Origin of the sequence: Sporosarcina obsidiansis (genome assembly GCF_009651005.1) — a bacterium.
GTDB lineage: Bacteria > Bacillota > Bacilli > Bacillales_A > Planococcaceae > Sporosarcina > Sporosarcina obsidiansis.
The window spans coordinates 61969-74873 of record NZ_WHVW01000002.1 but is presented as its reverse complement, the minus strand read 5'-3'; the positions used below and the strand labels follow the sequence as shown (position 1 = coordinate 74873).

Sequence of the window (12905 nt, the reverse complement as noted above, 5' to 3'; positions counted from 1 at the left end):
GGTGAAGCCATGTCAACTAAACACGAGCAAATTTTGCGTTATATTGAAAGTTTGGCTGTTGGGGAGAAGATCTCTGTCCGCCAAGTAGCTAAAGCACTCGAAGTCAGTGATGGTACTGCATATCGAGCGATAAAAGAGGCTGAGAATCAGAAGTTGGTCAACACGATTGAACGTGTCGGCACAATTCGAATTGAGAAAAAGAAAAAAGAAAATATTGAACGCCTTACATTTGCGGAAGTCATCAATATTGTGGATGGCGTTGTCCTAGGCGGACGCGATGGATTACATAAAACGTTAACAAAGTTTGTCATTGGAGCCATGCAACTTGAGGATATGATCCGATACATTGATGCAGGTAGTTTATTGATTGTCGGGAATCGATTAAAAGCTCATGAAATTGCAATTAAAGCTGGTGCTGCAGTTCTAGTTACAGGAGGCTTTGATGCGTCCGACGAGGTGAAGCACCTAGCGGATGAAATGAATTTGCCTGTAATCTCCACTAGTTACGATACATTTACAGTAGCCACCATGCTCAATCGGGCTATCTATGATCAGTTAATCGAAAAAGAAATCTTGTTGGTGGAAGATATCCTCACCCCGCTTGCCCAGACGGTGACACTATCCCCTGAAGATTCGGTGGATCAGTTTTTTGAAGTTAATCACCGAACGGCTCACTCGGCATATCCCGTAGTGGAGTCAAATGGAAAATTAGTTGGTATCATCACATCCCGCGATGTGGTCAGCAAGCCGGATTTGGATATCATAGAAAGAGTGATGACACCTAGTCCAATTACGGTCAATGGGAAAATGAGTGTAGCTTCAGCTGGTCATAGTATGATTTGGGAAGGCATTGATTTAATGCCTGTAGTTTCAGAAGCAGGCATTTTGGAAGGTATCATTAGCCGACAAGACGTCTTGAAAGCATTGCAGATGACCCAGCGTCAGCCTCAACAAGGAGAAACGATTGATGATATCGTGAAAAATCAAATGAAAGCTATCCCAAATGCGCCTGAAAAAATAGAGTTTTCCGTTGTGCCGCAAATGACCAACCAATTCGGCTCACTTTCTTATGGAGCCATGCTCACGATCTTAACGGAAGCCGGCAGCCGGGCCATAAAAGTTCAAAAACGCGGAGAGAGTGTTCCTGAAAATGTAACAATATACTTCATTAAACAAGTCCAACTAGGGGCCACTGTGACTGTCGAGCCGAAAATTTTGCACTTGAGCCGCCGCTTCATCAAATTAGAAATCGAACTATTTTCAAATGGCGGTATTGTGGCAAAAGCAATGGGCATGTTCCAGCTTTTCGAGAAATAAGATTGACGGATTTTAGAAGAGATACTACAAAAAACTGATGCCAGTAGACATCAGTTTTCATTCAAGGTACGTTCTTCTTCCACGAACTGTTTATAGTGTTTCATTGCTTTAAAGTTGAACAAGGTAACATATCCGCCAAATAATATGAAAATACCAGCTACAACATATGTTAAAACGCCTTCAAACAACAACAATTGATTGATGCCGAAAAAGATCAGTAGTGCGCCAAGGGCGGTTCCTGCCATACTTGCATACATCTTTTTACGGATCGGAAACATATGACTAGTACGGAATTGACGTGTCTTAAAAACGAAATAAAAAACGCCGGAAGCGACGATACCAAATACGAAAAGAAAATTGACCGTTTCCATCATAAAGCCTCCATTACATGAAAATAATCTATGGACCAAGGTTTCTACCCCTTAGGTCACTATATATTGTAGCGGCTTTTAACAGGAATTGCGACTACTAGAACCAGAACTTGGGGGAATCCACATGAAACGACAAATCATTGACACAATTGAAGAATATAAAAAAATTATTATTCATCGACACGTTCGTCCCGATCCAGATGCATACGGATCACAAATGGGTTTGAAGGAATTAATCCTGAAAAATTATCCAGATAAGCTAGTGTTAGCAGCTGGAACACATGACAACCTGCTTACCTATTTGGCAGAGCCAGATATCGTGACAGAAGAAGATTACGAAGGCGCACTCGTTATTGTAACCGATACGGCCAATACAGATCGAATCGATGGTTCCTTCTATGATAAGGGTGCATTTTTATTAAAGATTGATCATCACCCGAACGAAGATCCTTACGGCGATAAACGATGGGTGAATACAGAAGCAAGTTCTTGCTCGGAAATGATCTATACAATCTTTGAAGAGGGGCAAGCCTCTTGTGGTTGGGAAATGTCCCCTGAGGCGGCACGCATGTTGTTTGCTGGAATTGTAGGTGATACTGGCCGTTTTATGTTCCAAAGCACGACCGAAAAGACATTTGAAATCGCAAGTTCATTAATCAAACAACCCTTTGACCGAACGCTGTTATTCGCTGGAATGTATGAAGTAGATCGTAAAATCCTTCATCTCCAAGGATATATTTATCAAAACTTTATGATTGATGAGCACGGGGCAGCGTATATTAAATTAACTCGTGAGATTCTGGAACAATTTGACGTTACGGTTTCTGAAACATCACAGTTAGTGGGTTCACTTGGGAATGTGAAAGGAATTTGTGCATGGATTATCTTCATCGAAGAAGAGGATCAAATCCGTGTGCGTTTGCGCTCGAAAGGTCCTGTCATTAACACATTGGCCATGCAATATAATGGAGGTGGCCACCCGCTTGCATCAGGAGCTTCCGTCTATTCTTGGGATGAAGCAGATGAAGTAATCACGAAGCTACAAGAACTTTGCAGAAACTATTAAGCAGAGCTGAGGGATTAAAATGGTACTTACGTATCCGCAAATCGTAACAGGCGCAGATTTATTGCGAGGAATCGTAAAACTAGATGAACTAGCTCCTCTTTTACAAAAAAGGGGGGCTTGTTCAGCTGCGATCGTGAATAGTAAATTATACGGTGTGCGTTCTTTTAGTAAAATGTTGGAGAAATACGGTATACGTCCCGTGATCGGTCTTTCGGTCACGGTGTCTATTCAGGAGAAAGAGCTTCTTCTCTATGTGTATGCGCAGAACCAAACTGGATTTGCTAATCTAATGAAAATGAGCAGTGCAATGGCGACACGTGAAGAGGAAAATCTACCGCTGTCTTGGTTGAATGCGTATCGTGAAGATTGCTGGATTATTTGCGCACTGACTGATTCGTCTTGGGCCAATCATCGGAATGCGGAGGTGTTGCAACAGTTAGCAGAAGGACAAATAGAACAATCAACATTTATTGGAATTGGTCGTCCAGGTGGCGCTCGACACACGGAGGAAGAGCAGATCATTCGACTGAGTGAGGAATGCCAATTGCCAATTGCTGCTTGTCATGAAACCCGCTTTCTTCATCGCGAAGATTTCCCTGCATATGAAGTAGCCACTGCTATAAGAAAAGGCTACAAATTGAACGATCCACAAAAACCACCCAATCGTTTTCGTCAAGCTTATTTGCCGGAAGAGAATGAACTTTTCGATTGGTTCCAAGATCACCCTGAGTGGTTACAAGCAACAGAAGAGATGCTTGGTAGTTGTCAAGTGAGTTTCACTAAAGAAGCCTTTCAACTTCCTTCGTTCCCAGTATCAGAAGGGCAGACACCAATTTCCTTACTTGCTGAGAAATGTCGAAGTGGTCTTCAGCAACGATTTCAGCAACTTCCTGTTGTATATGAGGAGCGGTTGCGCTATGAATTAACTATTATTGACCAAATGGGCTTCACCGATTATTTCTTAATTGTTGAAGATTATGTAAGTTATGCGAAAAAAGAGCAAATTCTTGTCGGTCCGGGACGAGGGTCTTCTGCAGGATCACTGGTCGCTTTTGCGCTTGGCATCACGGAGGTAGATCCGATTCACTATGGACTTTTGTTTGAACGGTTTTTAAATCCCGAACGGGTAACAATGCCGGATATAGATATAGATTTTGCAGATAACCGACGGACGGAAGTTGTAAATTATGTTGCCGATACATACGGTAAGCAATATGCTGCACAAATTATCACATTTGGAACCTTATCAACGAAAGCGGTCGCTCGAAATGTGGCGAGAGTGCTAGACTTTACAGCTGAAGAAGTACGCTTCATGGCAAATGAATTAAGTAGAGACCATTCATTTAAAGAATCGGTGACACAATCTAAAAAACTACGTGATTGGATTTCAGTGGATCCACGCAGAGCGCTTTGGCAGCTAGCCGCAGAACGGTTAGAGGACTTACCGAGAAATGCTTCCACACACGCAGCAGGTGTTGTATTGGCTGCTGATCCACTCGTCAACTTTGTCCCTTTGCAGTTAGGGACGGAGGAAGTCTATTTGACACAGTGGGCCATGAAAGATGTCGAAGAAGCGGGATTGTTGAAAATGGATTTCTTGGGACTGAGAAATTTAACATTACTCGACAGGATTCGATCCATGATCCAGTACAACAAAAATCAATTTATCAATTTTGAGGACATACCACTTGATGATCAATATACGTATAAGTTGTTCAAGAATGGGGATACCACAGGGGTTTTCCAATTCGAATCACCTGGCATGCGACGAGCTTTGCAAACAATTCAACCAGATAATTTTACAGATCTATATTCTGCTAATGCTTTGTATCGACCAGGCCCGATGGAGTTTATACCGCTTTATAGCAGACGTAAAAGCGGTCAAGAGCCAACGACTTATGAGATTCCTGAATTGCAGCCGATTTTATCAGAAACGTATGGGATTATTATTTATCAGGAACAAATTATGAAAATTGCTGTGGAAATCGCAGGCTTTACAATGGCGGAGGCGGATTTGTTACGACGAGCCATTAGTAAGAAAAATCAGCAAGTGTTGGAAGAAGAACGAAAGCATTTTATAATGGGTGCAACAAAAAAAGGATTTGACTATGCTAAGGCGAATAACGTCTATAACTTAATCGTCAAATTTGCGGATTATGGTTTTCCGAAGAGTCACGCAGTAGCCTACACATTAATTTCTTATCGTTTAGCATTTTTCAAAGCGAATGAACCGACGTATTTTTATGCAGCCTACCTATCCTCACTCACCGGCAGTAAGGAAAAGATAATGGAGCTAATTCGAGAGATCAAAGCAAAAGGCATAGAGATATACCCACCTTCTGTAAAAAAAAGCCGCTATTCGCACACTGTGGAAGGAAACGCCATTCGTTTAGGCTTGGGTGCGATCAAAGGAGTAACCTTTGCATTCTATCAGCAATTGGCTGCGGTGCGTGAGAACAGTAACTGGTCCTCCATGTTCGATATGGCGATCGCATTGGGAGCTGAACATTTTACAGATAAATCTTTAATACCACTTATCAAAGCAGGCGCTCTTGATGAGTTTGGTGAAACACGTGCCGTTCTTTTAGCTTCTGTCGATGCCGCTCAGTCACATGCGCTGTATATAGGCGATGATGTATTGAGTGAACAATTCCAATTTAATTCTCAACCCAAATATAATCCTGGAGGCGCGATGGATCAGATGACTATGCTTAGTTTTGAGCAGAATACGCTAGGATTTTATTTATCTGAACATCCTGTTGAACAACTGAAACGTAAGTCTTCCGAACTGATTCAACCGATTTCATCTTTATCTTACATTCGGCCAGGTACTAAAACCAAGTGTATGGGCATCATTTTATCGATAAAGCGTATTCGAACGAAAAAAGGAGAATCAATGGCTTTTTTCACACTCCAAGATGAGACAGAAGAGGTTTCATGTACAGTTTTTCCAAAACTATATACACAAATCAGTGTCGATCTGAAGGAAAATCAACTTGTTTATGTTACAGGAACGATCGATTATCGAAATCAATCATTTCAGTTAATCATTGACCAACTAGCTCCATTGTCCTTTCAAGATGGAGAGTAAAATTAGTAGATTCACAAAAGCTAGCAATGCTCTATGGCGCGTCATTGCTGGCTACATACTAATCTAATGCGAAGCGAGCGTTCAGTCGGATAGAGATTTCTGATAAAAAAACAACATGAACTTTCGTGATTTTGCTTTACGGAGACGATTCTTTTTTGTATGCTAGTAAGCAAGGTGGTCAGACCACTTTGCTGACAGAATGAAAAGGGAGTTCTTCTATGCATAATTCACAATCGTCTTCCAAGAGGTTTTTGGATATTATCGGAGAACTGCAATTGCTGATTAAAGAACAAGGTATCCAATATGGCGATAAACTGCCTTCTGAACGTCATCTTGCCGAACAGCTACAGGTTGGCAGGGCGGCAGTCCGAGAAGCGTTGCGCAGCATGGAATTGCTTGGTTTGATTGAAACAAGACGCGGAGAAGGAACGTTTTTATCTGATTTCAAAAAGCATCAGTTAGTTGAAGTCCTTTCTACGTTCATCATGCAACAGGCTCGCTCCATTCAGGATGTTGTGGAAACTAGAAAGATTCATGAGCGAGCAGCTATTACGAATGTGGCGGAAAACGAGGAATTGCGTGCTTTGCCTGTTTGGAAAGGTATGCAAGTTAAATTACATGAAGAAGAAGCGATATTCTTACGTGAAGATGTGATTCGTGAGACGATTATTGCGACAGAAAATCGGCTTTCCTTAAAAATTTGGTTTTTGTTGAAACAATATAGCGGTGTTGCTTTTGAAGTACCTATTTTGGTAGAAGATGAAAAAGTCGTGGTCAGTTCGCTGCTAGACGAATTGATTGCAGGTGATACACAACAAGCCTTAGCACGCTATTCACAATGGATGGAACGAGTTGAAGAAGAAAGAAGGGAAATAGAATGAGTATCCGAGAATTGTTTAAAAAGAAATCAAAAGAAGAAAATCATACGATGCCATCTACCAAAGGGAAAAATGATGTTCCTGAAGGCATTATGACGAAATGTCCTGAATGTAAGCATGTAATCCTTACAAAAGATTTGCTGAAAAATGGAAAGGTATGCCCAGCATGTCAGTACCATTACAAAATGACTGCACAAGAACGTGTGGAGCATTTATTCGATCCTGCCAGTTTTGAATCGATGGACAATCATTTGAAAACTGAAAACCCCCTTGATTTTCCTTCTTATACAGAAAAAGTCAATTCGGATGCCGAAAAAACTGGTTTGAACGAAGCCGTGTTGACTGGGGTAGGTCGCATTCAAGGAAATCAAGTCGCGATTGCGATCATGGATGCACATTTCCGAATGGGTTCGATGGGCTCAGTCGTGGGCGAGAAAATTACTAGGGCTGTAGAGAAAGCAACACAATTAGGCATTCCTATGCTCATTTTTTCTGCTAGTGGTGGTGCACGTATGCAAGAGGGTGTGCTTAGCTTGATGCAGATGGCGAAGGTGAGCGTAGCACTTAAACGTCATGCCAATAAAGGTCTTCTCTTTATTTCTGTTATGACCTACCCGACTACAGGGGGTGTTTCTGCCAGTTTTGCATCCGTGGGTGATATCAATCTCGCAGAACCAAAAGCGCTCATAGGTTTTGCTGGACGACGTGTCATTGAACAGACAGTCAGAGAGAAATTACCGGAAGACTTTCAGACAGCTGAGTTCTTATTGAGTCATGGACAGGTGGATGCCGTCGTACATCGAGGCGATATGGTGGACGTATTGCACAAAATCATTAAGCTTCACGCAGGGAAGGGGACAGATCGTGCATGAGTAGTAAAACGTTAGCTTTCGAAGAACCAATCGTTAAACTGCGTGAAAAGATTAAAGAGTTAGAAGAATATACGGCAGTGAACGATGTCGATCTTTCTACAGAAATTGTCAACTTGAAAAATCGTTTGGCGAAATTGGAAAAAGATATTTATGAAAGTATGGAGCCGTGGGATCGTGTACAGGTGGCTAGACATCCTGAAAGACCTACGACGAAAGATTATATTCAGAGTCTTTTTGAAGACTTTATAGAGCTTCATGGTGATCGTAATTTTGGTGATGATGAAGCGATTATTGGCGGAATTGCCTCATTCGAACAAAATCCTATTACCATTATTGGACATCAGCGAGGGAAAGACACGAAGGAAAATGTCAGACGTAATTTCGGTATGCCCCATCCTGAAGGATACCGTAAAGCCCTTCGTTTAATGAAACAAGCAGAAAAGTTCAATCGTCCAATTATTTGTTTCATTGACACTAAAGGCGCTTATCCTGGGAAAGCTGCAGAAGAACGTGGGCAAAGTGAAGCGATCGCACGGAATCTTGTAGAAATGGCAGGATTGAAAGTGCCTGTTATTTCTATTGTGATCGGAGAAGGGGGAAGTGGTGGGGCGCTGGCATTAGGTGTGGCAAATCACATCCACATGCTAGAGAACTCTACTTATTCGGTCATTTCACCTGAAGGAGCGGCGTCTATTTTATGGAAAGATCCGACACTTGCCAAACAGGCGGCAGAAGCCATGAAAATTACTGCTCCTGACTTAAAAGAAATGAAAATTATTGATGAAATCATTCCGGAAGTTCTTGGTGGTGCGCATCGTGATCCTATCCAGCAAGCGACGGAGATTCGAGAGACGTTGCGCAGATCTTTGAATACCCTGTGCAAATTATCACCTGAAGCATTGATTGATGAACGTTATGAAAAGTTCCGTAATATCGGTGTGTTTTCAGAATGAGAGGTGCGGGAAACCGCATCTTTTTACATAAGAATCTGAAGCAAAGGAGTGTAGGCAATGAAGAAAATTGCGGTATTAACGAGTGGCGGCGATGCACCGGGAATGAATGCTGCGATCCGTTCGGTTGTCAGAAAAGCGCTTTTTGAGGGGCTAGAAGTTTCAGGTGTCTTCAATGGATATCAAGGATTAATTGACGGGAAAATTGAACAGTTTCAGCTTGGGTCGGTAGGCGATATCATCCAAAGAGGGGGCACTATTTTACGTTCAGCCAGATGTCCGGAATTCATGACAGAAGAAGGTCGCGCTAAAGCTTTGCGCCAGATTAAGCTCCACGGTATTGAAGGCATTGTCGTAATTGGCGGTGATGGCTCGTTTCGTGGCGCAAATGAGCTAGTCAAATTACATGTACCGTGTGCGTGTGTGCCAGCAACTATTGATAATGACATTAACGGTACAGAGTTCACGATCGGATTCGATACGGCATTAAACACGGTTGTGGAAGCGATCGATAAAATTCGTGACACGGCAACGTCGCATGAACGTTCATTTATCATTGAAGTGATGGGTCGAGATGCGGGTGATTTAGCGTTGTGGGCAGGTCTTGGCGGGGGGGCGGAATCCATTTTGCTGCCTGAAAAAGACTTTGACGTGACGCACATTGTCAATCGCTTAAAGCAAAGTACAGGCAGGGGGAAAAAGCACAGTATTATCGTTTTGGCTGAAGGGATGATGCCAGCAAATGAACTGGCGGAAATTCTAAAAAAAGAAGCTGGTGTTGACACCCGCGTTTCTATTTTAGGACATATTCAACGAGGTGGCTCTCCGTCTGCACGAGATCGCGTGATCGCCAGTCAGTACGGTTCGCGTGCGGTGGAAGTGCTGTTAGAAGGAAAAATAAATGCTGCTATTGGTATGAGAAATCATAAAGTGGTAGACTATAATCTTGAAGAGGTCTTTTCGAAAAGAGAAAAGTTAGACTTGTCATTATTGGATTTGGCTGAAACTTTATCCATTTGAATTCCATTCTGTATTGACAAAGTCTACATAACGCAGAGGAGCGATAGTTAGTGAGGAAGACAAAAATAGTGTGTACAATCGGTCCAGCAAGTGAGTCGTACGAAACACTAAAAGAACTGATTGACGCAGGGATGAATGTTGCGCGTTTGAACTTCTCCCATGGCACCCAAGACGAACACAAAGAACGTATTCAAAACATTCGTAAGGCAGCTAAAGAAAAAGGTAAAGTGGTCGGTATTTTACTGGATACGAAAGGTCCTGAAATTCGAACGCATAAAATGAAGGACGATCAAATTGAACTGGTCAGAGGACAGGCGATCGATATCGCTATGGAAGAAGTGACTGGAACAGAAGAAGTTTTTTCCGTTACTTATAAAGAGCTAATTAAAGACGTAGATCGTGGCTCATTCATTCTCTTGGATGATGGTTTAATTGAATTGGAAGTTACAGGAAAGGATGAGGGGAAAGGGTTGATCCATACAAAAGTTATCAACGCCGGCCCTTTAAAAAATAATAAAGGTGTCAATGTTCCAAATGTTTCTGTGCAACTTCCAGGTATTACAGACAAAGACAAAGAAGATATCCTTTTCGGCATTGAACAAGGTGTCGATTTCATCGCTGCATCTTTTGTCCGTCGTGCTTCAGACGTCATGGAAATTCGTGAATTGCTAGAAAAAAATAATGGCGGACATATCCACATTGTGCCAAAGATTGAAAACCAAGAAGGTGTTGACAATCTAGATGAAATTCTTTTACTCTCGGATGGGTTGATGGTAGCTCGCGGAGACTTGGGCGTGGAAATTCCCCCTGAAGAAGTGCCACTAGTGCAAAAAAGAATGATTAAAAAATGTAATCAATTTGGTAAACCTGTCATTACGGCTACTCAAATGTTGGATTCCATGCAGAGAAATCCACGTCCGACACGAGCAGAAGCGAGTGATGTTGCCAATGCCATTTTAGATGGATCAGATGCGATTATGCTTTCAGGGGAAACGGCGGCTGGAATGTACCCGGTTGACTCTGTGAAAATAATGGATAAAATTGCGTTGTCAACTGAAGAATCAATGGATTTTAAGTCTGTTGTTTCCACGAGAACGAGAGAAAAAGAAGGTAATCTGACGGAGGCTATTGGACAAGCTGCTGCTTATACAGCATTGAATCTAAATGTGAAAGTGATTTTGGCTCCTACTGAAAGTGGTCAAACAGCAGTAATGATCGCGAAGTATCGCCCGGGTTGTCCAATTATTGCCGTTACACGTTCCGAAACTGTTTCCAATAAGCTGACGCTAGTTTGGGGAGTATACCCAATTGTCGGCAAAAAAGCACTGGATATTGATGGAATCCTTCAGGAATCTGTTGAAGAAAGCGTCAAACATCAATATGTAACACATGGTGACGTCGTCATTATTACAGCAGGCGTTCCAGTTGGTGAAGCGGGCACGACTAATCTTATGAAACTGCATGTAATTGGTGATTTAATTGCTCGTGGACAAGGCATTGGTAAAAATGTGGCGTTCGGAAAAGTGAAAATTATTAATTCGGCACGAGAAGCATTAGCTCAAGTTGCTGATGGTGATATCATCGTTACCAAATCGACAGACCGAGACATGTACGCGGCCCTTGAAAAATGTGCTGGGATCATAACGGAAACTAGCGGATTAACAAGCCATGCTGCAGTTGTGGGGTTAAGCTTAGGAATTCCAGTAATTGTAGGTGTTGAGAATATTACTACCATTATTAAAAATGGAAGTGATATTACAATGGACGCAGCGACCGGTGTCATTTACAACGGTCACGCAAAAGTATTGTAAATCATTCAGACCGCTATTCTCGTAAAGAGAGAGCGGTCTTTTCGGAGGTTGTCATATGAAATGGTTAGCGGCTTTCTTCATCATTGTTCCAACTGCAGAATTAGCTTTATTGATAATTTCCGGCAAAACGCTTGGAATATTCCCAACGATTTTCATCATTCTCGCAACAGGAGTCGGCGGTGCTTATTTAGCAAAAAAGAAAGGACTTCACGCTTTGCGAGATCTTCAATATCGATTAGCGAGTGGAGAAACACCTGGAAAGGCTCTCGTTGACAGTGTGTGTATATTCTTTGGAGGAATATTATTACTGATGCCTGGTTTTTTAACAGATATCATTGGCCTGTTATTACTATTCACTGGTCCTCGCAAAGTGCTGTATCCATTTATTGTGAAATGGCTCTATAATAGAATGAAAAAGGGACAGATTCGTGTCATGTAAATGAAGAGTGTTCCTTTACCTTTAATGCTAGAAATAAAAAGAATGGTAAAAATAAAATACCATATACACCAAATAAATAAACTGCACATGCAGTGATAAGGAATGAATGGACAGTTCTTAATTTGAAGGTACTTGCCCATAAAAAAGATTCAGTCATCTGTCTTGTAATTAGTAATACGATATATAAAATGAGTAAACCGATCGCTAATTGTACGTTATCTATATAGAATGCAAACGCGATCATTGGTAAAAACACCAGACCAATTCCTAAAAAAGGAATACTATCGACTAGAGAAATTAAAAACGCTTTAGTGAAATGAGATTCGAAATCCAACAGCCAAAATCCTACACTCATAATGATGAATGTAATAAAAAACAAGCGGATTTGTACAGAAAAAAAGTGCCCCATCAAGCTACTGGATTTCGAGAAAATACGTTTAGCAGATGGACGGAATTTCTTTGGAAAATAAACTAAAAACCAAAAACGATTTTTCGCACTTTCTCGCAAAGAGAAAAAGTACGCTATGATAAACATAAAAATACTAAAAAGCTGTTGGAAGAATTTTTGGAAAAAGCTTATGATTCCTTCCATTGCATCATGACTAGATTGAATAAAACTCTCAGCTGCCAAATAAAAATCAAATCCTTTGCTATCGATTATTTCAATTAATAATACTAACTGATCTTCTACTGTCCAAATTACCGAAATTAATCCGTTTATTGAAAAGAAGAGGAATGCATATAGTAAAAGTGTGAGGATAGACATCACGATTAGGGTCGCTAAAAAAGCGGGTAATTTAGTGAGTGAGATGAACGAATTAACAAGAGGTGCAGTGAAGAAAGCTAAAATTATTGCAAATCCGATTGGTGGAATCAACATTACAAAAAGTGCTATGAATAAAGCTGGTAACCATTGTTGCGAGAAGGTTTGTAGACGTTTAGAGTCGATAGAAATCATGTGCATTTGCCCATTCCTTTCGAATATTTATAAACAAAAAACAGCTTTACCATTCACAAAACCGTAAAAGTTGCTTATAATGGACTTTGTAAGCGTTTTAGATAAAAATATAATTAGCAGGTGGCCGTCATT

Annotated in this window: 11 protein-coding genes; 9 read left to right on the top strand and 2 right to left on the bottom strand. The window is 41.3% G+C overall.

The features are described from left to right. The first annotated feature begins 9 nt into the window (after positions 1-9). Positions 10-1317, top strand: coding sequence for a DRTGG domain-containing protein (locus GD002_RS01965; RefSeq protein ID WP_153730656.1), 1308 nt, complete (start codon positions 10-12; stop codon positions 1315-1317). Between the two features lie 50 nt (positions 1318-1367). Here the strand turns inward: GD002_RS01965 and GD002_RS01960 are convergent, their stop codons facing one another. Then, positions 1368-1688 (bottom strand): YtpI family protein, encoded by a 321-nt coding sequence (locus GD002_RS01960; protein WP_153730655.1) that lies wholly within the window; start codon positions 1686-1688, stop codon positions 1368-1370. Positions 1689-1812: 124 nt separating this feature from the next. Between GD002_RS01960 and GD002_RS01955 the strand changes: the two genes are divergently transcribed. The 8 genes from GD002_RS01955 to GD002_RS01920 all read left to right on the top strand — a co-directional run bounded on the left by GD002_RS01955 (position 1813) and on the right by GD002_RS01920 (position 11815). Then, positions 1813-2754 carry a DHH family phosphoesterase gene (locus GD002_RS01955; RefSeq protein WP_153730654.1) on the top strand — a complete coding sequence of 314 codons (942 nt, stop codon included), beginning with the start codon at positions 1813-1815 and terminating at the stop codon, positions 2752-2754. Between the two features lie 19 nt (positions 2755-2773). After that, positions 2774-5845 carry a DNA polymerase III subunit alpha gene (locus GD002_RS01950; protein ID WP_153730653.1) on the top strand — a complete coding sequence of 1024 codons (3072 nt, stop codon included), beginning with the start codon at positions 2774-2776 and terminating at the stop codon, positions 5843-5845. Positions 5846-6063: 218 nt separating this feature from the next. Next, positions 6064-6726, top strand: coding sequence for a FadR/GntR family transcriptional regulator (locus tag GD002_RS01945; protein WP_153730652.1), 663 nt, complete (start codon positions 6064-6066; stop codon positions 6724-6726). Continuing rightward, on the top strand, positions 6723-7595 hold the full coding sequence (gene accD / locus GD002_RS01940) for an acetyl-CoA carboxylase, carboxyltransferase subunit beta (RefSeq protein WP_153730651.1): 873 nt from the start codon (positions 6723-6725) through the stop codon (positions 7593-7595). The genes GD002_RS01945 and accD overlap by 4 nt, the downstream gene beginning before the upstream one ends. Beyond that, entirely contained in the window at positions 7592-8548 is a 957-nt protein-coding gene (locus GD002_RS01935; protein ID WP_153730650.1) for an acetyl-CoA carboxylase carboxyltransferase subunit alpha, read from the top strand. The genes accD and GD002_RS01935 overlap by 4 nt, the downstream gene beginning before the upstream one ends. Positions 8549-8605: 57 nt before the next feature. Continuing rightward, entirely contained in the window at positions 8606-9565 is a 960-nt protein-coding gene (gene pfkA / locus GD002_RS01930; protein WP_153730649.1) for a 6-phosphofructokinase, read from the top strand. A gap of 50 nt (positions 9566-9615) precedes the next feature. Next, on the top strand, positions 9616-11376 hold the full coding sequence (gene pyk / locus GD002_RS01925) for a pyruvate kinase (protein WP_153730648.1): 1761 nt from the start codon (positions 9616-9618) through the stop codon (positions 11374-11376). 55 nt (positions 11377-11431) lie between these two features. Then, positions 11432-11815, top strand: a complete 384-nt coding sequence (locus GD002_RS01920) for an FxsA family protein (RefSeq protein WP_153730647.1) — start codon at positions 11432-11434, stop codon at positions 11813-11815. On the opposite strand, the gene GD002_RS01915 is transcribed toward GD002_RS01920, so the two are convergent. Beyond that, on the bottom strand, positions 11808-12779 hold the full coding sequence (locus tag GD002_RS01915; RefSeq protein WP_153730646.1) for an AI-2E family transporter: 972 nt from the start codon (positions 12777-12779) through the stop codon (positions 11808-11810). The two genes, GD002_RS01920 and GD002_RS01915, sit on opposite strands and share 8 nt — an antisense overlap. Positions 12780-12905 lie beyond the last annotated feature (126 nt).

Bases quoted from the DNA above. Each gene is read 5' to 3' on its own strand.
- accD (WP_153730651.1), top strand. From the start codon at position 6,723: ATGAGTATCCGAGAATTGTTTAAAAAGAAATCAAAAGAAGAAAATCAT.
- GD002_RS01920 (WP_153730647.1), top strand. From the start codon at position 11,432: ATGAAATGGTTAGCGGCTTTCTTCATCATTGTTCCAACTGCAGAATTA.
- GD002_RS01960 (WP_153730655.1), bottom strand. From the start codon at position 1,688: ATGGAAACGGTCAATTTTCTTTTCGTATTTGGTATCGTCGCTTCCGGC.
- GD002_RS01945 (WP_153730652.1), top strand. From the start codon at position 6,064: ATGCATAATTCACAATCGTCTTCCAAGAGGTTTTTGGATATTATCGGA.
- GD002_RS01950 (WP_153730653.1), top strand. From the start codon at position 2,774: ATGGTACTTACGTATCCGCAAATCGTAACAGGCGCAGATTTATTGCGA.
- GD002_RS01965 (WP_153730656.1), top strand. From the start codon at position 10: ATGTCAACTAAACACGAGCAAATTTTGCGTTATATTGAAAGTTTGGCT.
- pfkA (WP_153730649.1), top strand. From the start codon at position 8,606: ATGAAGAAAATTGCGGTATTAACGAGTGGCGGCGATGCACCGGGAATG.
- GD002_RS01915 (WP_153730646.1), bottom strand. From the start codon at position 12,779: ATGCACATGATTTCTATCGACTCTAAACGTCTACAAACCTTCTCGCAA.
- GD002_RS01935 (WP_153730650.1), top strand. From the start codon at position 7,592: ATGAGTAGTAAAACGTTAGCTTTCGAAGAACCAATCGTTAAACTGCGT.
- GD002_RS01955 (WP_153730654.1), top strand. From the start codon at position 1,813: ATGAAACGACAAATCATTGACACAATTGAAGAATATAAAAAAATTATT.